This window comes from Rossellomorea yichunensis (assembly GCF_032337515.1).
Taxonomy (GTDB): domain Bacteria; phylum Bacillota; class Bacilli; order Bacillales; family Bacillaceae_B; genus Rossellomorea; species Rossellomorea yichunensis.
This window is the reverse complement of the sequence record NZ_JAVYAD010000005.1, coordinates 314,128-335,311: the sequence shown is the minus strand read 5'-3', so window position 1 is coordinate 335,311 and position 21,184 is coordinate 314,128. Positions and strand designations below refer to the sequence as shown.

Sequence of the window (21,184 nt, the reverse complement as noted above, 5' to 3'; positions counted from 1 at the left end):
AATGATTTCAATCAATACGTACAATGCCATAAGTCAAAGCGGACTTTCACTGATCGAGGATGACCTGAACTACCATCTGAATGGGAATGGGGATCCCGATGGAATCCTGGTCAGATCAAAGAACTTGCATGATTACTCTTTTCCGGCTTCAGTCAAAGCCATTGCCCGGGCAGGAGCAGGAGTCAATAATATCCCGATTGATTACTGTACGGAAAAAGGAATTGTTGTCTTTAATACTCCCGGTGCCAATGCAAACGCCGTGAAAGAGCTCGTACTGGCTAATTTGATCGCTTCTTCACGTAACTTATATTCTGCTGTCGGCTGGACAAACACTTTAAGAGAAACAGAGGAAGATGTACCAAGTGTCGTAGAAGCAAAGAAAAAAGAATTCGTAGGAAGTGAAATTAAAGGGAAGAAGCTTGGTGTCGTAGGCTTGGGAGCGATTGGCGTCCTTGTCGCAAATGATGCCCTGTCCCTTGGGATGGATGTGGTCGCCTATGATCCATTTATATCAGTGGACGCAGCGTGGCGTTTATCCCAGGATGTGAAGCGCGCTCATCATATTGAAGAGGTATGGGCAGAGTGTGATTTTGTGACGTTACACATTCCACTAACAGACAAAACGGCAAGCTTTGTGAGTGAAGAAGGCTTCACGAAGATGAAAAAGGGTATGACGATCTTGAACTTTTCAAGAGGTGAGCTTGTGGAAGAAGATGCTCTGGAAAAGGCCCTTGAAGCAGGAATTGTCCGTAAATATGTGACGGATTTCCCTAATAAAAAGGTATTGAACATGAAAAACGTCGTCCCTGTTCCTCACCTGGGCGCATCTACCGTAGAATCGGAGGAAAACTGTGCCATCATGGCGACAAAGCAGCTGAAAACATATCTTGAAACGGGTAATATTAAGCATGCTGTGAACCTGCCTGACGTGGAGCTGCCTTATAGCGGGAAAATGCGTGTGACAGTCATGCACCAAAACATCCCGAATATGGTCAGTCAAATCGCCAATGTTCTCTCCGGGTGTGCGGTCAACATCGCAGATATGATCAACCGCAGTAAACATACGTGGGCCTATACCATGATTGATTTGGATCAGAAACTCCTCGAAGAAGAACAACATCAAGTGAAAAGCAGGATGAAAGAAATACACGGTGTTGTTTCCGTCCGCCTCATTTAAATAAAGTGACTAGAACTCCCTTAACCCGAGAACAATGTGTAGTAAAGCGGTTGAGGGAGGATTTATTTTTATGGCGATGATTCATTTAAAGGATAGAGATCTTTATTTTGACGATTTAGGAATGGGGACTCCCCTGGTCTTGATCCATCCCCCGGGCATGGGAAGGATGACCTTCATTAAGCAGCATGTACTTTCCAGGCACTTCCGCCTCATCATTCCGGACTTAACAGGACATGGAGACTCCTTTACCTTGGATCAGAATATATGTATCGCTGAGTTTGTAGAGGACATAAAGGCGATCCTCGACCACCTGAATATTTCTGACTGTGTGATGCTTGGATATTCTGCAGGAGGAATAGTAGGGCAAACATTCGCCTGTACCTATGAAGATCGGGTGTCCTCCCTCATCCTGGTTGGGGGATATCCGAAAGTCACGAATCCCAAGCTGAAATGGATGCACCATATGGGCATGAAAATGGTTCGTGACCACCCTGCCCGCCTATCCGGGATTATTTCCAGAGCGCATTTCAAGGACAAGCTTGAGCGTGAGAAGCTCAGGGGTCATATGAATAAGGCGAACCCCCATATTTGGTATAAGTTCTACGAGCAATCACTTCATTATGATGGAATAAAGCAGGTAGAGAAGCTTCCCATCCCGCTACTCTTGATTTATGGAGAAAGATCGGATTGGATCAATTCTCATCTTAAACTGTATAACGATTGCTATCCTAAGAAAATATATGTGATACCAGGAGCCTCTCATCAAATTCCCACACGTTATCACGATGCTCTAAATAATATACTGTTAGGAGAAATAGAAGGGTTGGAAGCTGAGGTATAATGGATTATCTTTGCTCTTATTCCTTCTACTTGATACTATTTTCATAAAGTAAAGTCGATCAATGAGAGGAGAATACAATGGGAATTCATCACTATTTTAAAAGCTTATCCGACCTTGAAACCCTCATTCGCTGTCCTGGGCGATTTAAGTATCACGAGCATAACGTAGCCAGCCACTCGTTTAAGGTGACCAAAATTGCACAGTTTTTAGGAACGGTGGAAGAACAGAACGGGAAAGAAATTGACTGGAAAGCACTGTATGAAAAAGCCTTGAATCATGACTACGCCGAACTTTTCACAGGTGATATCAAGACCCCTGTAAAGTATGCATCGGGAGAGTTGCGTGAGCTCTTCAGTCAGGTAGAAGATCAGATGGTCAATAAATTCATTACTACAGAATTTCCCCCGCAATTTCAAGAAGTGTACAGAGAACGGTTTAAAGAGGGAAAAGACGAAACCCTAGAAGGAAGGGTCTTATCTGTCGCAGACAAAATCGATCTTCTGTATGAATCCTTTGGAGAAATTCAAAAAGGGAATCCGGAACCTTTATTTATTGAAATTTATCAAGAAGCCCTGTCGACGATTGTGAAATACAAGGACCTGGAGTGTGTACAATACTTCTTGGAATACATCCTGCCTGATATGCTTTCTGAAAAATTCATCCCTCATAGTGAGTTGAAGGAAAGGACCCAGAGATTAATTCAGCAGGGTGAGGAGTAGGAAAACCCTTTCCAGATAGGGAAAACTTCGGTAGAATATGTGTTATTCCCTTATCTTTAAGGAGAGTTGAACGTGTCTAAAATCATTTTAGGTTTATTTTTACCAGGATTGCTTGTCGTTCTGTTCACACGGGTGACGTATAATCACTATGTCGGATTGATCTTGACCGTAGCCCTCATTGCGGCCTCGGTTTCAAAGGGTTATACAGATTCATGGTTCCTTATTGTCGTCGACGCGGCTTCGTTGACAGTCGGATTCTGGTACAGCGACCGGATGATGAAAAAAGCGAAGAGAAGTGCATGATTTTGGTGACAGGTGTATAGAAGTTCTTGAAAAACATGGGCTGTCTTTTTTAAAAAGACAGCCCATGTTTTTTTATGGAGTAGCTACAACATCTACATCGCTGGCTCTTACAAAGGCCAGGCGGTGGTTTAAGTGAATAAGATAGAATTCATCATTCCCCCAGACGATTTTATGAGTCGTCTCTGGGTTGTACGTGTAAACAGGTGCACTGTAGTAGCTTCCTTTTACTTTCTCGGTTGCTACATACTTTTGATCAGAAGTAAGCGTGTACTGAAGAGGAGACATTCCTCTTACCGGGATGCCATCAGGAAAAGCTTCTTCTTCTGGATAGGCCAGTCCATAAACAGGGATGCCCGAAGTTCCTTCCTTAGGTGTGATCACAATGCCTGATCCTTTTGTTGTATTCGTTCCTTTAGGGTTATAAAACCACGCTTTTTGTCCTGCGTACCAAATCGCTGTCCAGTCATCTTGTTTTTCTGCCTTGTAAAAGGTTTGCCCTGTAACCGCCTTGTTGCCCCAATTGGACGCATCGAGTGGGTGGGCGTTCGGTAGGGCAGCGTCTTTGATTAACGGAGCATCAAAGCTTGGAGCTGTATACAAATACACAAAATTTGCCGATTGTTCAGGTACAGGTTCTCCTGATGGAGTCTGAAGGATCGGTTTGTTTGTTTTGAAATTCGGTCGGATTTGGACGATGCCTTTTTGTCCTTTTCCTGACTCCAGGGGAGCTCCAAGGATTTGCATATAATGTGCCCAATCCCAGAATGGACCTGGATCCCAGTGCATAGCAGGTTGTCTTGCAGCTGTCGTCCCGGGTATCTCATCATGGGCAATGATATGATCGCGGTCCAATGGAATATTGAACTTTTTAGAAAGATGCTTTACTAATCGGGCTGATGCATGATACAGCTGTTCGTTATACCAGGCTGCCCCTTCAATGGCGATACCTTCGTGCTCGATACCAATGCTCTTGGAGTTGAAATACCAGTTGCCAGCATGCCAGGCTACATCTTTATTGTCCACCATTTGGGTGATATCACCGTCGGAAGAACGGATCACATAATGAGCGGAAGCTTGAGTCCATTCCCGCTGGAACACAGTTTTGGTTAAGTCATAGCTGATTTCTGTGTCGTGGAGGACGATGTACTTGATTTCCTGATTGTCATGTGGACGGTTTGCAATGTCGTAATTGCCGTATGAAGTTTCATAGTAGGTCCCGCCACCCCAGTCAATTTTCTTGTAAGCTGCCGGAACGTAATGACATGCGAGGCCATTCGGACAATCGGCTTCGGATTCTTCAGTGTCCATTTTTAAGTTTAATGATTGGAATGATTCTTTATTCGGTTTGGTTTGTTTTGCGGCTAAAGTTAAGGAGGAGCCATCCTCTGTTTGTTTAGTTACTCCAGCGTTGATTGTCTCGTATACACGGTCCGCAAAGTCCTTTGCTCCCGTATAGTCGGATGAACCGCTGTATTTAGCGACTGCCCCGTACCATTCATTTACATCAGAAGGTGTCCCTCCAGCGGTATCTTTGGCATACTGTGCCAGAATTGCTGCAGCACCGCGGATATTTTGCTTCTTATTTTCTTTTAACGTTTCTGGTTGAAGAGAGAGTAGTTCAGCTGCGGTATTCAGAGTGTGAAGTTTTGAATCATTGATGTCTAATGTAGATTCTATTTTCAGGGCTGAATTTTCCAACGGTTGAGTGTCTGCGTCCTCTTTACCGGATAAAAACATATGAGCGGGTTCATCGCTGTGGGTATCTTCTAAACTATCAGTATTAACATCCGTAAGATGCATCAATCCGTAGCCTCCGGAAGCACTTGGCTTTCCGTTATGATGCTCCCACAGTGATACGTTATAACCCACTGCAAGTAGAATTTCAACAGGGACATTGAATTCCCGCGCTGCTTGTTGGAACGCCTTTTGCAACTCGAGTGAATCGACAACTTCAGCTTGTGCCACTCCATGAGAGGCGATCGATGGTGACATCGGGGTGATTGTGGAACTCAGCAGGAATCCAGTTAAACTAAGGGAACCGGCGACTTGTAGCCATTTAGATTTTTTCATACATTCCTCCTAAACAATATGTATTTTTTTGTAGAACTTATAAGAAAGCTTATTGGAAATAAGACAGAATAGTCAATCAATTATTAGATATATGCCTAGATGAATAATTGGGTCGGGAAAAGCTTAATGAGGTGATAGAAATCATTTCAGATAGAAATGTCTTAATTGTGGATAAATAAAGAATAGTGTGAATAAGTAAGGGGGTGGACATGTTATTCACAAATTGAATCCGCATTCATCAACATTGTGCACAAGAAATTTGACGAATTGTGAATAAGTTTAGGGATTTTCCACAACGGATATCGACTTATACACATAGTTGTGCACAGGGTGTGTATAGAAATGCTCGGATTATGTCGAAAATTTCTTATATGCTCCTTGCTCCCTCCCGTAAAATGTCGAAATCATGATTCAAGCCTCTAAACGTTTTCTTCTTCAAAAGTTATCCACAAGCAGGATGATGTGAACTATACAAAAATAAAAAAACGAACTTTTGTTCGCTTATTGTTGGTTAATACTGTAGGAAATGTGGTAGAATGTGTATAGAAGAATGGACAGTGTTTAAGATGGATATAAGTAGGTAAATACAAGGTAGCAGTCCTTTATAATAGGAGGTTTCACGGTGAAAGATCAATTCGAGCTCAAGTCTAAATATAAACCAGAGGGAGATCAGCCCCTGGCAATTGAAAAATTAGTTCAAGGCATAAATGAAGGGAAACGTCATCAAACCTTACTTGGAGCTACAGGGACAGGAAAGACATTCACTGTCTCCAATGTGATCAAGCAGGTTGAAAAGCCGACCCTCATCATTGCTCATAATAAAACATTGGCGGGGCAGCTCTACAGTGAATTTAAAGAGTTTTTCCCTGATAACGCCGTTGAATATTTTGTCAGTTACTATGACTATTATCAGCCGGAGGCATACGTTCCTCAGACGGATACGTTTATCGAGAAGGATGCAAGCATCAATGATGAAATCGATAAACTCAGACACTCCGCCACATCTTCCTTGTTTGAGCGAAAAGATGTCATCATCATTGCCAGCGTATCCTGTATTTACGGTTTAGGTAACCCGGAGGAATACCGGGAGCTCGTTCTTTCCCTGCGTACAGGAATGGAAATCGAACGAAATCAATTGCTGCGTAAGCTTGTGGATATCCAATATGAACGAAACGACATCGATTTTCAGCGTGGAACTTTCCGTGTGCGAGGCGACGTAGTGGAAATTTTCCCGGCTTCCCGGGATGAACACTGTATGCGTGTAGAGTTTTTCGGAGATGAAATTGACCGGATTCGTGAAGTGGATGCCCTGACAGGTGAAATCATGGGCGAACGAGACCATATCGCGATTTTCCCGGCTTCCCACTTCGTAACCCGTGAAGAAAAATTGCAGGTAGCCATCAAAAATATTGAAAAAGAACTTGAAGAGCAATTAGTCATCATGAAAGAAGAAAATAAACTGCTCGAGGCTCAGCGTCTGGAGCAGCGGACACGTTATGATCTAGAAATGATGAGGGAGATGGGCTTTTGCTCGGGGATTGAAAACTACTCCCGTCACCTGACACTAAGGCCGTCAGGATCGACTCCGTATACTCTTCTGGACTATTTTCCAGACGATTTCTTAATTGTGGTCGACGAGTCCCATGTGACGTTACCTCAAATCAGGGGGATGTTTAACGGGGACCAGGCCCGTAAAAAGGTGCTTGTGGATCACGGCTTCCGTCTGCCTTCAGCCATGGACAATCGTCCCCTGCGCTTTGAAGAGTTTGAGAAGAAAACCCAGCAGCTCCTCTATGTTTCGGCAACTCCAGGACCATATGAGTTGGAGCATAGTCCTGAGATGGTCGAGCAGATCATTCGTCCAACAGGACTGCTGGATCCGATCATCGAAGTACGTCCCATCGAAGGACAAATCGATGACCTTCTGGGTGAAATCAACGAACGTATCGAGAAAAATGAACGTGTCCTTGTGACTACCCTTACGAAGAAAATGTCTGAGGATCTCTCGGCATACTTAAAGGAAATGGGTATTAAAGTTCAATATCTGCATTCAGAAATCAAAACCTTGGAACGGATTGAAATTATTCGCGACCTCCGTTTAGGTAAATATGATGTATTAGTGGGAATCAACCTGCTCCGTGAAGGATTGGACATTCCCGAAGTATCGCTCGTCACCATATTGGATGCCGATAAGGAAGGGTTCCTGCGTTCTGAACGTTCCCTTATCCAGACGATTGGCCGTGCAGCTCGTAATAGTAACGGTAAGGTCATCATGTACGCGGACAAAATTACCGACTCTATGCAAAAAGCACTGGATGAAACAGAACGTCGTCGGACGATACAGGAAGAATATAATGAAAAACACGGCGTTACCCCGACGACCATACAAAAAGAAATCCGTGATGTCATCAGGGCAACTCATGCCGCAGAAGAAGCAGGGGTTTATGAAGGAGAACAGACAAAAGTTTCGAATATGTCTAAACCGGAGCGACAAAAACTTATTGCTAGCTTAGAAGTGGAAATGAAGGAAGCAGCCAAGGCATTGGACTTTGAGCGAGCTGCACAGCTTCGTGATACCATTCTTGAGCTCAAGGCGGAAGGATGAACGAACTATGGCGCGAGATCAAATAATCGTACAAGGAGCTAGAGCTCACAATTTAAAGAATATAGATATTAAAATCCCCCGGGATAAACTGGTCGTTTTAACGGGGCTTTCAGGTTCAGGTAAGTCATCCCTTGCCTTTGATACTATTTATGCAGAAGGACAAAGACGTTATGTCGAATCCCTTTCTGCCTATGCCCGTCAATTTTTAGGTCAAATGGATAAGCCTGATGTCGATGCCATCGAAGGATTGTCCCCGGCTATTTCCATCGATCAGAAAACAACGAGTCGTAATCCACGTTCGACTGTAGGAACGGTAACCGAAATTTACGACTATCTAAGACTGTTGTTTGCAAGAGTAGGAAAACCGATTTGTCCAAATCACGGGATCGAAATCTCCTCCCAAACCATTGAACAAATGGTCGACCGTATTCTTGAATACCCGGAAAGAACTAAGCTTCAAGTACTCGCACCAGTTGTATCAGGCCGTAAAGGAACTCATGTGAAGACCCTTGAAGAAATCAAGAAGCAAGGGTTTGTTCGAGTTCGTATCAACGGAGAAGTCCAGGACCTAGGAGAAGAAATCTCCCTGGAAAAAAATAAAAAGCACTCCATCGAAGTGATCATTGACCGAATCGTCGTGAAAGATGGTGTGGCGGCTCGTCTGTCTGACTCCCTTGAAACTGCACTGAGACTGGCAGACGGTCAAGTAATCATTGATGTAATAGATGAAGATGAACTTTTATTCAGTGAGCATCACGCCTGTCCATACTGTGGTTTCTCTATCACAGAGCTTGAGCCAAGAATGTTTTCCTTCAATAGTCCATACGGTGCCTGCACAAGCTGTGACGGATTGGGAACGAAGCTTGAGGTTGATAAGGAGTTGATAATCCCGAATTGGGATCGCTCTTTGAACGAGCATGCGATTGCTCCGTGGGAACCGACAAGCTCCCAATACTATCCGTCTCTTCTTAAGGCTGTATGTGATCACTATGAAATTCCGATGGATATGCCAGTAAAGGACATTCCGAAACAACAAATGGATAAGATCCTATATGGATCCGGCAAGGATGAGATTTACTTCCGTTACGAGAACGATTTCGGCCAGGTTCGTGAAAACTATCTTCGTTTCGAGGGAGTCATACCGAATGTTGAGCGCCGTTACCGCGAAACAAGCTCTGATTATATCCGTGAACAGATGGAGAAATACATGGCGCAGCAGGATTGCCCAACTTGTAAAGGCCACCGTTTAAAAGAAGAGAGTTTAGCAGTAAAAGTAGATTCTCTTCATATAGGGGAAGTAACGGCATTTTCGATTGAAGAAGCAGAGGAGTTTTTCCATAAGCTCGAGCTATCGGAAAAAGATATGAAGATTGCCAATCTTATTTTGAGGGAGATCCGTGAGCGCCTCGGATTCCTGGTCAATGTCGGACTTGAGTACCTCACATTAAGCCGGGCAGCAGGAACGCTATCGGGAGGAGAAGCTCAACGGATTCGTTTAGCGACTCAAATCGGTTCCCGTCTGACGGGGGTCCTCTACATTCTTGATGAGCCGTCCATCGGATTGCACCAGCGGGACAATGACCGACTGATCGACACCTTAAAGAACATGAGGGAAATAGGAAACACCTTGATCGTAGTAGAGCATGATGAAGATACGATGATGGCAGCTGACTACCTCATCGATATCGGACCCGGAGCGGGTGTTCATGGGGGAGAAGTGGTGTCTGCTGGAACACCACAGGAAGTGATGGATGACTCGAACTCATTAACGGGTCAGTACCTTTCAGGGAAGAAGTTCATCCCTCTTCCACAGGAGAGACGTAAACCGGATGGCCGGTACTTAGAGATTGTGGGAGCGAAAGAAAATAACCTGAACAACGTCAAAGTGAAGCTGCCATTAGGCATATTCACAGCTGTGACTGGAGTATCGGGATCCGGTAAAAGTACTTTGATCAATGAAATCCTGCATAAGTCACTGGCTCAAAAGCTTCATAATGCAAAATCAAAACCTGGTGAGCATAAAGAAGTGAAGGGGATGGAACACCTTGATAAGGTCATTGATATCGATCAATCACCAATCGGTCGTACCCCAAGATCCAACCCGGCTACTTATACCGGGGTATTCGATGATATCCGGGATGTATTTGCCACAACCAATGAAGCGAAAGTTCGTGGCTATAAAAAGGGCCGTTTCAGCTTTAATGTTAAAGGCGGGCGTTGTGAAGCATGTCGCGGAGACGGGATCATCAAGATCGAAATGCACTTCCTTCCTGATGTGTACGTTCCATGTGAAGTTTGCCACGGGAAACGATACAACCGGGAAACACTTGAAGTGAAATACAAAGATAAAAATATTTCTGATGTACTTGAGATGACAGTCGAAGACGCAGTGAAATTCTTCGAAAACATCCCGAAGATCAAACGTAAGCTGCAAACCATCTTTGATGTAGGACTTGGCTACATCACATTAGGTCAACCCGCCACTACGTTATCAGGGGGAGAAGCCCAACGTGTGAAGCTTGCTTCAGAATTGCATCGTCGTTCTACCGGCCGCTCTCTATACATTCTGGATGAGCCGACAACCGGACTTCATGTGGATGACATCGCGAGACTCTTAGTTGTTCTTCAACGCCTTGTTGAAAACGGAGATACGGTCCTCGTCATCGAACATAATCTCGATGTCATTAAAGCAGCCGATTACCTTGTAGATCTTGGTCCTGAAGGTGGGGACAAAGGTGGTACGATTGTTGCAAGCGGAACCCCTGAAAAAGTGGCTGAAGTACAAGGTTCCTATACAGGAAAATACCTGAAACCTGTGCTTGAGCGCGACCGTGAACGAATGAAGAAGAAGATTAGGGAAAAAGAAGAAGTGACGAATTGATGATGGGAGAGATGCGAAGTGCATCTCTCTTTTTAACTAAAAACCATCCCCGTCGTCAATCCCTCAACAAAAACCACAACTCCATACCTACCTAAAATCAGCCTCAGGTTGGAGTGAAGAACATTCCCACTATGTGAAAATAAGATTACAAACAAATGCATTGAAACCTTTTGCTTCACGTATCGTAAATAATAGTAGAGGAGATGATGAAGATAAGATGGAGACCAATAAGGTATTATCAGCCCTGTGCTATTTCAGTATATTTTTTGCAGGCTTCCTTTTTCCGCTGATCGTTTATTTTGTATCAGATAATCCTTATGTGAAAAAGGATGCAAAAGCAGCATTTTTATCTCACTTATTACCGGTCGTTGCGGTGCCCCTTGTGATTGCAGGCTTGTTTTTGGATATGGGGGTTTTCGCGAGCGGTGCGGGATTGCCGATATTCACCGTCATCATGATCGGTTTAGCCATATTACTTAGTGTTGTCGTGGTCATTTGGAATGTATATAAAGGCATTAAAGTACTTTTATAATCAACAAAGGGGATGAAAGAGTATGAATGAAGAACGCAAACGCATTTTGGATATGTTGGAAAATGGGACGATTTCGGCACAGGAAGCAGTGGCATTATTGGAAGCATTGGACCAAAAGCCAAAACCATCAAAGGAAAAGCCAAAGGAAAAAGATTTCCTTGATGAATTTGTGTCCATCTTTCAAGAGGATAAAAAGGGTGAGAAAGAGCACTCTACTCATTCGGGAAATCCGAAAGATAAGCTTCTTGATTTCATGAATAGCGCTTTGAACAAGATTAAGAATTTTGATTTCGATTTTCAGTGGAATCAATCGGTGGAGCTGTCTCATGTGTTTCAACAGCCCGATACAGACTTCGAGAAAATCGATGTAGATGTGGCCAATGGAAAGGTGGAACTGATCCCCTGGGATGGTGAGGAAGTCCGGGTGGAGTGTGAGGCCAAGGTGTATCGTACGGAAGATCATGAAGAAGCAAGAAAGCAGTTCATGGAGAATACGTCCTTTGCTGTAGACGGGGATACACTGTATTACTCCACGCAATTAAAGTGGATGAAAGTGGACTCTAAACTCTACATTCCGAAACATCAATATAAAAGGATTTCTGTCCGTTTATTTAATGGGGGATTAAAGGCAAAACATTTAGATGTCCAGGATCTTCGTGCCAAGGCTGCTAATGGAAAGATTCATATCGATCACCTGACAGCGAAAAAAGCAGAAGTGGAAACATCCAACGGTGCGATTTCAATCCTGAACGCGAAAGCCCACCATGTTGAAGCAGAATCCATAAACGGAAAGGTCCATGTCGAAGGGGATATCTCAATCTCAGATGTGCAATCCCTGAACGGAAACGTGGTTTGTGCCTTGACCGGGGAGAAAGCCGACACGCTTCACGCAAAAACGGTAACGGGCAACATCGATTTATTCGTTCCTGAAAACATCAACATTTCCGGAGAGGCAAAATCAAACTTCGGTGGTTTTAAGCTTGAACTGCAGGGTATTGATGTATTGGAAGAAAAAAATGAAGTGGTCCAAAAGTCGATTCGTTTCAGTCGTAAAACCGATTCAGACGATAAGCTTCATCTTTTTGCGGAAACAAAAGCAGGATCTGTCCTCATAAAAAAGCATGAACAGAAGAATGTTAATAAGGACAACGCATAAGATGAGAAAGAAGGAATAACGATGAGAAAACAATTAGCACGATCAAGGTCTGACAGAAAGCTTGCCGGGGTGCTTGGGGGTTTGTCCCGTTATGTAAGGATCGATGCAACGATTCTAAGGGTGATTTTCATCATCCTGCTCATTCCGACGGGATTCTTCCCTCTGGCTGTCGTATACGGTTTATTGGCCTTCGTGCTGCCAAATGAGGAGGAAGCCATCAAATAATGAGATGGATTATTGGAATTTTAATCAATGCAGTAATCTTTATTGCATTGGCAGGATTTTTTGAAGGATTTGAAGTATCCGGGTTCGGGGCAGCGGTAGGAGCCAGCTTTATTCTATCGATACTGAATGTTCTGGTGAAACCGATTTTGATTATCCTGACTCTGCCGGTGACGATTTTATCTCTGGGGCTGTTTCTCTTCGTCATTAACGCCATTACGTTACTGCTGACTGATGGACTGATGGGAAGCAGCTTTGAGTTATCCGGTTTTGGCATGGCTTTTCTGGCATCGATCATTTTGTCCCTTGCCAATCTGGTGATTCAAAAAGCCGTCATGGATCCGATGGAAGAGAAGTAAATAGGAAAAGACTCCGGCTTGATTGTTGAGCCGGAGTTTTTTTGTGGGAAAAAAGGGGATTTTTATATTGATATAGAAATACTTGGGAATGGGAGGGTTGAATCATGAAAGTTACATCGGATGCAATTAAGGGGTATCGCGACATCGAAGTGCCTTACACATTATTAATGTCCCAAGGAGAAGAGGCGGAAGGAATCGCCATCATCCTGCCAGGATTGGGGTACACCGTGCAGGCACCTTTGCTTCACTATTCAACGGGAATCTACTTACATAAAGGATATGACGTGCTACATATTAACTATCAATATGCCACGCCAGACTATGAAGGATTTTCTATAGATGAAGTAGATGATGCTTTAAAGCACGATGTGAAGGAAATTTGATCAGGTTTTACGAGGAAAGAACTATCCGCATATTCACATGGTGGCTAAGTCATTCGGTACCATTGCATTAAGTAATGAATTAGCAAGAAAGTCTTTTCAAAATGCAAAGCTCATCTGGTTAACTCCGTTACTTAAAGAAGATGAGGTATTTCAAGCGATGCTGGGTAGTGAGCAGGAAGGTCTCTATATTATTGGGGATGCGGACCGTCACTATGAAGAAGCTCGATTTAATGAATTAAAGTCGAACCACCGCCTGCACATGCATCTCATTAAAGGGGCCAACCACAGCCTTGAACATGATTTTCATGTCCTGGATTCCATTTCTATTCATAAACAGATCTTGACGAACATCAAAGCATTTATAGAAGCGCAGCCAAGGCTGCGCTTCTATTCGTTTGTTTCAGTGCTTCTTCACCAAGTAAGCTGCCTTGCGCTTTTTTCTATAATTGCTAAAATAGGTTAGAGTAAGAATCGTTTATAAATATGAAGCGAGTGTAACGTGAAGGAGGAGCTGCATGTGGCAAAGGTCCGCACTAAAGATATCGTCGAGAAGTTTAAATTAGAGCTTGTCGGTGGAGAAGAAGGCTTACATAGACCAATTACAACGAGTGACATTTCCCGTCCAGGCTTGGAGATGGCCGGTTATTTCAACTACTATCCTGCAGAACGGATACAACTATTGGGAAAAACCGAGTTATCTTTTCTGGAGTTATTAGATGAAGCAGAACGTAAGCGCAGAATGGAAGCGCTTTGTACAGATATTACGCCTGGTATCATCATTTCCAGAGACCTGGAGATCCCGCCTGAGCTGGTGGAAGCATCGAATCGTTATGATGTTCCTGTCATGCGTTCATCCATGAAAACTACCCGATTCTCTTCGAGGCTGACTAACTATCTGGAAAGTAAGCTTGCCCCAACAACGGCGATTCATGGTGTACTAGTTGATATTTATGGAGTCGGAGTATTGATCACAGGAAAAAGCGGTGTCGGTAAAAGTGAAACCGCTCTTGAACTAGTGAAAAGAGGCCATCGTCTTGTAGCGGATGATTGTGTCGAAATTCGCCAGGAAGACATGGATACGCTGATCGGCAGCTCTCCTGAATTGATTGAACATCTGTTGGAAATTCGCGGTTTGGGGATCATCAATGTCATGACGTTATTTGGTGCAGGAGCGGTCCGCAGCCATAAGCGCATTACCCTTTGCATCAATCTTGAGCTATGGGATAAAACGAAACAGTACGACCGTCTTGGACTGGAAGAAGAGACGATGAAAATCATCGATACGGATATCACTAAATACACCGTACCTGTTCGTCCCGGACGAAATCTCGCGGTTATCATCGAGGTGGCTGCCATGAACTTCCGTCTGAAACGAATGGGCGTAAATGCAGCAGAGCAATTTACAAACCGGTTGTCTGATGTGATTGAAGATGGAGAGAATGAAGATATCTGATCCGATAACATTCATAAGCCAACTTAATGGAAAAAAAGGAGAGACAAAATGAACGAGAACATTACGCCAATAGATCCCATTGCCATTTCACTCGGTCCGATCCAAGTACATTGGTACGGTGTCATCATCGGACTTGGGATCGCATTAGGACTCTATTTAGTCATTCGTGAGAGCAAAAGACTGGGTCTTCACCCCGATACATTCATCGATTTGCTCGTTTGGGCGATTCCCATCGCCATCATTTGTGCCCGTGCTTATTATGTCATCTTTGAATGGGATAACTATTATGCCGATCACCCCGGGGATATCATTAAAGTCTGGAATGGTGGAATCGCCATCCATGGTGCGTTGATCGGTTCTGTCCTCACCACGATTGTATTTGCCAAAATCAAAGGGCTGTCGTTCTGGAAGCTAGTTGATATTGCGGCACCGAGCATTATTTTAGGTCAGGCAATCGGTCGCTGGGGGAACTTTGTAAACCAGGAGGCCCATGGTGGAGAAGTGTCCCGTGCGTTTCTTGAAAGTCTGATGCTTCCTGATTTCATCATTAATCAAATGTATATTAATGGAGTGTACTATCACCCTACATTCCTGTACGAATCTCTATGGAGTTTTGCCGGATTGATTCTTCTTCTTGTCCTGAGAAGAAAAGCAAGCAGTCTTCGTCGTGGAGAACTGTTCTTAACATATGTGATTTGGTATTCCATCGGTCGATTCTTTGTTGAAGGATTGAGAACGGACAGTCTGATGATGGGGTCTTTACGATTCGCACAAGTGATTTCGATTGTTCTTATCATTGGAGCGATCGGTGTGTTCTTTTACAGAAGAAAAGCCGGCCTTGCGAAGAAGGCATACGATGAAAAGACGGATAGCGTAAACGCTTAACAAAAGGAGAGTAGGGCGTATGTGGATGTCATCTTTGAAGAATGGCGGACTTACAGGTTTGAAAACAACGTGGTCACTGGGAAAAGTCATCTTTCCGATCACGCTGATCGTGTTTTTGCTTCAATATACACCTGTCCTTCCTTGGGTCATGGAGAAGATTTCTCCGTTCATGAAGCTTATCGGGCTTTCAGGTGATGCGGCCATTCCTCTTGTATTGGGCAATTTTCTTAACTTGTACGCAGGTATCGGAGGAATCCTATCCCTTGATTTAACGGTGAAAGAAGTATTCATCATTGCCGTGATGCTTTCCTTCTCTCATAATTTGTTCATTGAATCAACGGTAGCCGCAAAGGTGGGCGTGAAGATTTGGCTGATAGTCGCTGTAAGGGTCGGGTTGGCCCTGATATCTGCGGTTGTCATCAATCTCGTTTGGAAGGGTGGATCTGAAATCGCCAAGTACGGAATGATGCCTCCGCAACAAGCCGAGCCGGACGGATGGGGAGAAATCATTCTCCTGGGACTTGAAAAAGCAGGGTTTGGTGTCCTCCAATTAGCTCTTATCGTCATTCCTCTTATGATGATTATTCAAGTAATGAAAGATCTGAAATGGATGGATGTTTTTTCACGCTGGATGTCCCCTGCGACACGGGCACTTGGCATGAACGCAAATACATCTTCCACGATGGTAGCGGGACTCGTCATCGGGCTGGCATACGGAGCAGGAGTCATGATCCAGGCAGTAAAAGAAGATGGAGTGAGTAAGAAGGATGTCACAATCGCCTTTATCTTTTTAGTCGCATGTCACGCAGTGGTGGAGGATACGTTAATCTTTGTTCCACTCGGCATTCCTGTACTGCCCCTCCTGATCATCAGGCTGGTCACTGCGATATTGTTAACGATGGCGGTTGCCTACATTTGGAACAGGGTCGATGCAAAGAAAGAAAAGGAGAGACATTATGAGCAGGATTACAACAATATTATTTGACTTAGACGGAACATTGATCAATACCAATGATTTAATCATTTCTTCCTTTTTGCATACATTGAATCATTATTATCCAGGGCAGTACGAAGAAAAGGACGTTCATCCTTTTATGGGGCCACCATTGGAAGAGTCATTTGGAGGACTGGATCCTGACAGGATGGAGGAAATGTGTGTTCATTACCGTGCTTATAATCATGAGCATCATGATTCACTTGTGACTGAGTTTGAAGGGGTGTATGAAACCGTTCAAGCCCTTTACGAAAATGGATACAAATTAGCGATTGTCTCAACGAAAGTCCGTGACGTTGTGTTAAAAGGATTGGACCTTATGAATCTTCGTCCGTTCTTTGAAGTCATCATCACCCTGGACGAAGTAGAGAACGCAAAGCCTCATCCTGAACCGATTGAGAAAGCTCTCGTGGCATTGGGGTCCTCGCCTGAAGAAGCAATCATGATCGGGGACAATCACCACGACATTTTAGCCGGGAAAAATGCAGGAGTGCTGTCGGCAGGTGTCGCGTGGAGTGCAAAGGGAAGAGAGCATCTGGCTCACTACGAACCGGATTTCATGCTGGATAATATGAAAGACTTATTACCGATTGTTGGAGTTCCGACTGCATGAGACGAACGACCCGATACCCTGTAGAAGGAGCAAATTCTCTCTGGCATGTTTACAAAACCGTTCCTTTCGGGAAGGTCGTCAAAAATTTCATCGTGATTCAACTGGCAAGGTACACACCCTTTTTGGGGATGAAAAACTGGTTGTACAAGACTTTTTTGAGGATGAAGATCGGTGAACATACGTCATTTGCCCTCATGGTGATGCTTGACGTGATGTTTCCCGAGAAAATATCGGTCGGGCGTAATACGGTCATCGGGTACAATACGACGATCCTTGCCCATGAATACCTGATCAAGGAATACCGATTAGGTGATGTGGAAATCGGATCGGAAGTGATGATCGGGGCCAACACCACGATATTACCGGGTGTTCAGATTGGCGACGGAGCCATCGTATCGGCAGGTACCCTCGTACATAAAGACGTCCCGTCAGGAGCGTTCGTCGGTGGAAATCCCATGCGGATCATCTACACCAAAGAGGAACTTGCCGAACGCTGGCGAGAAGATGCCATCTACGGATTGAAAAGAGAAGAATAAGGGAAAAGGCAAAGATAGACTGAGTTCTATTTTTGCCTTTTTTATTTTATTAAAAAATCCACCAATCAAACGGTTGACGAATAAAATAAGAAACGCTACACTACAAATAACTTTATTTTATTAGCACATTAGCGAACTAAAGGATTTCTGAATAATCGAGAAGTAGTAGCAATCCCTTAACTGGGGAAAAATAGATGAATTAATACGCCAAAGGTGGTTCTTATGACTAAGTTATTCATGTTCGAGAAGCCATTGGGAATGAGAGATACATTTCCTGATTTATATGAAATTAAAGATCAGACGAAAAAAAAAATGGAACAGGCGATGAAGCTGTGGGGTTACAAGTTCATCGAGACTCCCAGCCTTGAATATTATGAAACAGTTGGTGAGGCATCGGCGATATTAGATCAGCAGCTATTCAAGCTTCTGGATCAACAGGGTCATACCCTTGTGTTAAGACCTGATATGACAGCACCGATTGCCCGGATTGCCGCGTCAAAATTATTAAAGGATGAAGCACCACTGCGACTGGCATACTCGAATTCTGTGTTCAGGGCCCAGCAGCGGGAAGGCGGGCGTCCGGCAGAATTTGAACAAGTGGGAATCGAATGTATCGGTGATGATTCAGTCAGTGCCGATGCTGAGGTAATTGCCCTGATGGTATCGGTTTTAAAAGAAGCAGGGTTGGAACATTTCAAGATTTCCATCGGCCACATCGGATTTGTTCAGGAACTGTTCACTCAAATCGTCGGTACAGAAGAACGGGCGGATACGTTAAGAAGATATTTATATGAGAAGAATTATGTTGGATATCGTCAGCATGTCAATGAGCTGGCTCTCTCATCCATCGATAAACAGAGATTGTTCCGTTTCCTGCAATTGCGGGGTTCAGAAAATGTGCTGGGAGAAGCCCACTCTCTTTTAGAAGGGGAAAAAGGACTGAACGCATTAAAACAGCTGAAAGATCTGTGGAGTATTTTAAAAGATTACGAAGTGGAGCAGTATGTGAAGTTCGACTTGAGTCTGGTCAGTCACATGAGTTATTATTCCGGTATTTTATTTGAAGTGTACGGAGAAAATGTGGGATTTGCGATCGGAAATGGCGGCCGCTACGACAAGCTGCTTGAAAAATTCGGGAAGAACTCCGGTGCGACAGGCTTTGGATTGCGTCTCGATTATGTGCTTGAAGCGATGCAGGTTGAGTTAACTTCCACCCTTCAGCAATGTGTGCTGTTCAGTGATGAGCGGAGGAAAGAGGCTATTGGCCTTGCCCATGAGCTGCGAAGCGAAGGAGTTAAAGTGGTGCTGCAGAACTGGAAGGGTGTAGGAGATGTGGACGAGTTTACGAAGGGCTTCAGCAATGTGCACTTCGTAGTGGGACAGGATCCGAAAGGCGGTGAAACATCATGAGTGCGTTAACCATTGCCATGCCTAAAGGCAGGATATTTGAAGAAGCCGTGGAACTATTAAGGAAGGCAGATTACAATCTGCCGCCTGAATTCGATGATTCGAGGAAGCTGATCATCGAAGTACCACAGGAAGATTTACGATTTATCCTGGCAAAACCCATGGATGTTCCGACGTATGTGGAGCATGGAGTCGCTGATTTAGGGATTGCCGGTAAGGACGTTATGTTGGAAGAAGAGCGGGACGTATATGAGCTCCTGGATTTGCGGATCAGTGGCTGTTACTTGGCAGTCGCAGGACTGCCGGATACAAAAATGAGTGATGTGGCACCGAAAATTGCAACTAAATATCCGAATGTTGCGTCTTCCTATTTCCGCGAGCAGGGTGAGCAGGTGGAAATCATTAAACTAAACGGTTCCATTGAGCTGGCCCCATTAATCGGACTTGCTGACCGCATCGTCGATATCGTCTCAACGGGAAGAACCCTGAAGGAAAATGGCCTGGTTGAATACGAAACCATCGTTAACATCACCTCCAGACTCATCGTCAACCCCGTCAGCTACCGAATGAAAGACGAAAAAATCGAAGACCTCGTCACCCGGCTGACACGCATCATCGGGTGAGAGGGACGGACCTTGCCTGGAGCAGGTCGATACAGGGATTTCAACACTAATAAAGAGACTCTGAGGTTCGGAAGCTTGTTTATTCAGGCAAGGTCCGTCCCTCTCGAAGGCTGGTGAATTGTATGAAGATTGTTAAGGATATAAGCGGGGCGTCGATTAAGCGCTCGGTCGACAGTGGTACAGAGGAGCAGCGAAGAGCGGTACAGGGGATTATTTCTTCGGTGCAGAAAAATGGTGACCTCGCAGTCCGTGAGTATACAGAGAAATTTGATAGGGTTCAATTAGAGAACTACAAAGTTTCGCAGAGTGAAATCGAGGTAGCCTTCGCTTCTCTGGATTCTGAGATGATTTCCATCATTGAAGAAGCAGCGGATAATATCCGTGACTTTCATGAGAAACAAAAAAGGTCTTCCTGGTTTACTACCAATGAGGATGGAACCATGATTGGTCAAAAGCTGACGCCCCTTGATTCAGTCGGCGTGTACGTGCCGGGTGGAACGGCTGCGTATCCTTCCTCTGTATTGATGAATGTGCTGCCTGCTAAAGTCGCGGGAGTCAAACGAATCACGATGGTTTCTCCTCCTGGAAAGGATGGGAAGCTTTCTCCCGGCGTGTTGGTTGCAGCGAAAATTGCCGGAGTGGAAGACATCTTTAAAGTCGGCGGTGCTCAAGCGGTAGCCGCACTGGCATATGGAACTGAATCCATCACTCCCGTGGATAAAATAACTGGACCGGGGAACATTTATGTCGCCCTGGCAAAACGCGAAGTATTCGGCGATGTGGATATTGATATGATCGCCGGTCCGAGTGAAATCGTGATCCTGGCCGATGAGCATCAGCGTGCAGATGAAATTGCCGCTGACCTTCTTTCACAGGCAGAACATGATGTGTTTGCATCTGCCGTTCTCGTGACGAATTCGTCTGCATTGGCAGAAGAGGTATCCTTACAGGTGGAACGACAGCTTTCCTCCCTTCCAAGAGAAGACATTGCCCGTCAGTCCATCAGTGATTTCGGGGCCATCTATGTGACGAGAGACATAGAAGAAGGTATTGATGTTGTGAATCAACTCGCAGCGGAGCATTTAGAGATATTAACGGAGAAGCCGTTTGAAACGATGGCGAGAATCCGTCATGCCGGAGCAATCTTCCTTGGCCGTTACAGTTCCGAGCCTGTAGGGGATTACTTTGCAGGACCGAATCACGTACTCCCGACGAACGGGACAGCACGTTTTTCAAGTCCATTAAATGTAGATGAATTTATGAAAAAGACAAGTGTCATTTCCTATAGTGAGACAGCACTGCAGCAAAATTATCAAAAAATCGCAAAACTTGCCCGCTTGGAAGGTCTTGAAGCCCATGCAAGGGCGGTGGAGATTCGATTCAATAAAGAAAAATAGGGAAGAGGGACGGACCTCTGCAGAGTTC

At 44.5% G+C, this 21,184-nt stretch carries 21 protein-coding genes; 20 read left to right on the top strand and 1 reads right to left on the bottom strand.

Annotation, left to right across the window (positions count from 1 at the left end):
- Window position 1 precedes the first annotated feature (1 nt).
- The 4 genes from RSX31_RS15565 to RSX31_RS15550 all read left to right on the top strand — a co-directional run bounded on the left by RSX31_RS15565 (window position 2) and on the right by RSX31_RS15550 (window position 3,040).
- Complete coding sequence (locus tag RSX31_RS15565) at window positions 2–1,177, top strand: phosphoglycerate dehydrogenase (protein WP_148995396.1); 1,176 nt, start codon at window positions 2–4, stop codon at window positions 1,175–1,177.
- A gap of 70 nt (window positions 1,178–1,247) precedes the next feature.
- Entirely contained in the window at window positions 1,248–2,018 is a 771-nt protein-coding gene (locus RSX31_RS15560) for an alpha/beta fold hydrolase (RefSeq protein WP_187443637.1), read from the top strand.
- A 77-nt stretch (window positions 2,019–2,095) separates the two neighbouring features.
- Entirely contained in the window at window positions 2,096–2,737 is a 642-nt protein-coding gene (locus RSX31_RS15555; RefSeq protein WP_148995394.1) for an HD domain-containing protein, read from the top strand.
- Between the two features lie 72 nt (window positions 2,738–2,809).
- A complete protein-coding gene (locus RSX31_RS15550) occupies window positions 2,810–3,040 on the top strand; it encodes a CsbA family protein (RefSeq protein WP_148995393.1) in 231 nt (76 codons plus the stop codon).
- Between the two features lie 72 nt (window positions 3,041–3,112).
- Here RSX31_RS15550 and RSX31_RS15545 read toward each other — a convergent pair whose 3' ends face one another.
- Window positions 3,113–5,110 carry an N-acetylmuramoyl-L-alanine amidase gene (locus RSX31_RS15545; protein ID WP_262371871.1) on the bottom strand — a complete coding sequence of 666 codons (1,998 nt, stop codon included), beginning with the start codon at window positions 5,108–5,110 and terminating at the stop codon, window positions 3,113–3,115.
- Between the two features lie 622 nt (window positions 5,111–5,732).
- On the opposite strand from RSX31_RS15545, the gene uvrB reads away from it, so the two are divergent.
- The 16 genes from uvrB (at window position 5,733) to hisD (ending at window position 21,156) form a co-directional block, all read left to right on the top strand.
- Window positions 5,733–7,715 carry an excinuclease ABC subunit UvrB gene (uvrB, locus tag RSX31_RS15540; RefSeq protein ID WP_148995392.1) on the top strand — a complete coding sequence of 661 codons (1,983 nt, stop codon included), beginning with the start codon at window positions 5,733–5,735 and terminating at the stop codon, window positions 7,713–7,715.
- Between the two features lie 7 nt (window positions 7,716–7,722).
- Window positions 7,723–10,596 carry an excinuclease ABC subunit UvrA gene (gene uvrA / locus RSX31_RS15535; RefSeq protein ID WP_315635109.1) on the top strand — a complete coding sequence of 958 codons (2,874 nt, stop codon included), beginning with the start codon at window positions 7,723–7,725 and terminating at the stop codon, window positions 10,594–10,596.
- Between the two features lie 217 nt (window positions 10,597–10,813).
- Window positions 10,814–11,128 (top strand): DUF4870 domain-containing protein, encoded by a 315-nt coding sequence (locus RSX31_RS15530; protein WP_113970834.1) that lies wholly within the window; start codon window positions 10,814–10,816, stop codon window positions 11,126–11,128.
- Between the two features lie 22 nt (window positions 11,129–11,150).
- Entirely contained in the window at window positions 11,151–12,284 is a 1,134-nt protein-coding gene (locus RSX31_RS15525) for a DUF4097 family beta strand repeat-containing protein (RefSeq protein ID WP_148995390.1), read from the top strand.
- 21 nt (window positions 12,285–12,305) lie between these two features.
- Window positions 12,306–12,509: a PspC domain-containing protein gene (locus RSX31_RS15520; protein WP_148995389.1), complete on the top strand. Its 204-nt coding sequence runs from the start codon at window positions 12,306–12,308 to the stop codon at window positions 12,507–12,509.
- Window positions 12,509–12,865, top strand: coding sequence for a phage holin family protein (locus tag RSX31_RS15515; protein ID WP_148995388.1), 357 nt, complete (start codon window positions 12,509–12,511; stop codon window positions 12,863–12,865). Before RSX31_RS15520 ends, RSX31_RS15515 begins: the two co-directional genes overlap by 1 nt.
- A gap of 104 nt (window positions 12,866–12,969) precedes the next feature.
- The gene (locus RSX31_RS15510) at window positions 12,970–13,248 is read left to right on the top strand and encodes a hypothetical protein (RefSeq protein WP_148995387.1); all 279 of its coding nucleotides are present in this window, start codon (window positions 12,970–12,972) and stop codon (window positions 13,246–13,248) included.
- Between the two features lie 40 nt (window positions 13,249–13,288).
- The gene (locus RSX31_RS15505) at window positions 13,289–13,711 is read left to right on the top strand and encodes a hypothetical protein (RefSeq protein WP_315635108.1); all 423 of its coding nucleotides are present in this window, start codon (window positions 13,289–13,291) and stop codon (window positions 13,709–13,711) included.
- Between the two features lie 54 nt (window positions 13,712–13,765).
- Window positions 13,766–14,701 (top strand): HPr(Ser) kinase/phosphatase, encoded by a 936-nt coding sequence (gene hprK, locus RSX31_RS15500; protein ID WP_148995385.1) that lies wholly within the window; start codon window positions 13,766–13,768, stop codon window positions 14,699–14,701.
- Between the two features lie 48 nt (window positions 14,702–14,749).
- Window positions 14,750–15,586: a prolipoprotein diacylglyceryl transferase gene (gene lgt, locus RSX31_RS15495; RefSeq protein ID WP_315635107.1), complete on the top strand. Its 837-nt coding sequence runs from the start codon at window positions 14,750–14,752 to the stop codon at window positions 15,584–15,586.
- Between the two features lie 19 nt (window positions 15,587–15,605).
- Window positions 15,606–16,571, top strand: a complete 966-nt coding sequence (locus RSX31_RS15490; protein WP_315635106.1) for a nucleoside recognition domain-containing protein — start codon at window positions 15,606–15,608, stop codon at window positions 16,569–16,571.
- The gene (ppaX, locus tag RSX31_RS15485) at window positions 16,543–17,193 is read left to right on the top strand and encodes a pyrophosphatase PpaX (protein ID WP_148995382.1); all 651 of its coding nucleotides are present in this window, start codon (window positions 16,543–16,545) and stop codon (window positions 17,191–17,193) included. The genes RSX31_RS15490 and ppaX overlap by 29 nt, the downstream gene beginning before the upstream one ends.
- Window positions 17,190–17,729: an acyltransferase gene (locus RSX31_RS15480; protein WP_148995381.1), complete on the top strand. Its 540-nt coding sequence runs from the start codon at window positions 17,190–17,192 to the stop codon at window positions 17,727–17,729. Before ppaX ends, RSX31_RS15480 begins: the two co-directional genes overlap by 4 nt.
- A 222-nt stretch (window positions 17,730–17,951) precedes the next feature.
- A complete protein-coding gene (locus RSX31_RS15475; RefSeq protein WP_148995380.1) occupies window positions 17,952–19,139 on the top strand; it encodes an ATP phosphoribosyltransferase regulatory subunit in 1,188 nt (395 codons plus the stop codon).
- Window positions 19,136–19,759 carry an ATP phosphoribosyltransferase gene (gene hisG, locus RSX31_RS15470; RefSeq protein ID WP_148995379.1) on the top strand — a complete coding sequence of 208 codons (624 nt, stop codon included), beginning with the start codon at window positions 19,136–19,138 and terminating at the stop codon, window positions 19,757–19,759. Before RSX31_RS15475 ends, hisG begins: the two co-directional genes overlap by 4 nt.
- A gap of 122 nt (window positions 19,760–19,881) precedes the next feature.
- Entirely contained in the window at window positions 19,882–21,156 is a 1,275-nt protein-coding gene (gene hisD / locus RSX31_RS15465) for a histidinol dehydrogenase (RefSeq protein ID WP_315635105.1), read from the top strand.
- Window positions 21,157–21,184 lie beyond the last annotated feature (28 nt).

Coding starts and splice junctions, on each gene's coding strand:
- RSX31_RS15515 (WP_148995388.1), top strand. CDS start 12,509: ATGAGATGGATTATTGGAATTTTAATCAATGCAGTAATCTTTATTGCA.
- uvrA (WP_315635109.1), top strand. CDS start 7,723: ATGGCGCGAGATCAAATAATCGTACAAGGAGCTAGAGCTCACAATTTA.
- RSX31_RS15480 (WP_148995381.1), top strand. CDS start 17,190: ATGAGACGAACGACCCGATACCCTGTAGAAGGAGCAAATTCTCTCTGG.
- RSX31_RS15565 (WP_148995396.1), top strand. CDS start 2: ATGATTTCAATCAATACGTACAATGCCATAAGTCAAAGCGGACTTTCA.
- ppaX (WP_148995382.1), top strand. CDS start 16,543: ATGAGCAGGATTACAACAATATTATTTGACTTAGACGGAACATTGATC.
- RSX31_RS15510 (WP_148995387.1), top strand. CDS start 12,970: ATGAAAGTTACATCGGATGCAATTAAGGGGTATCGCGACATCGAAGTG.
- RSX31_RS15530 (WP_113970834.1), top strand. CDS start 10,814: ATGGAGACCAATAAGGTATTATCAGCCCTGTGCTATTTCAGTATATTT.
- lgt (WP_315635107.1), top strand. CDS start 14,750: ATGAACGAGAACATTACGCCAATAGATCCCATTGCCATTTCACTCGGT.
- hisG (WP_148995379.1), top strand. CDS start 19,136: ATGAGTGCGTTAACCATTGCCATGCCTAAAGGCAGGATATTTGAAGAA.
- RSX31_RS15490 (WP_315635106.1), top strand. CDS start 15,606: ATGTGGATGTCATCTTTGAAGAATGGCGGACTTACAGGTTTGAAAACA.
- RSX31_RS15525 (WP_148995390.1), top strand. CDS start 11,151: ATGAATGAAGAACGCAAACGCATTTTGGATATGTTGGAAAATGGGACG.
- RSX31_RS15560 (WP_187443637.1), top strand. CDS start 1,248: ATGGCGATGATTCATTTAAAGGATAGAGATCTTTATTTTGACGATTTA.
- RSX31_RS15520 (WP_148995389.1), top strand. CDS start 12,306: ATGAGAAAACAATTAGCACGATCAAGGTCTGACAGAAAGCTTGCCGGG.
- RSX31_RS15475 (WP_148995380.1), top strand. CDS start 17,952: ATGACTAAGTTATTCATGTTCGAGAAGCCATTGGGAATGAGAGATACA.
- RSX31_RS15545 (WP_262371871.1), bottom strand. CDS start 5,110: ATGAAAAAATCTAAATGGCTACAAGTCGCCGGTTCCCTTAGTTTAACT.
- RSX31_RS15555 (WP_148995394.1), top strand. CDS start 2,096: ATGGGAATTCATCACTATTTTAAAAGCTTATCCGACCTTGAAACCCTC.
- hisD (WP_315635105.1), top strand. CDS start 19,882: ATGAAGATTGTTAAGGATATAAGCGGGGCGTCGATTAAGCGCTCGGTC.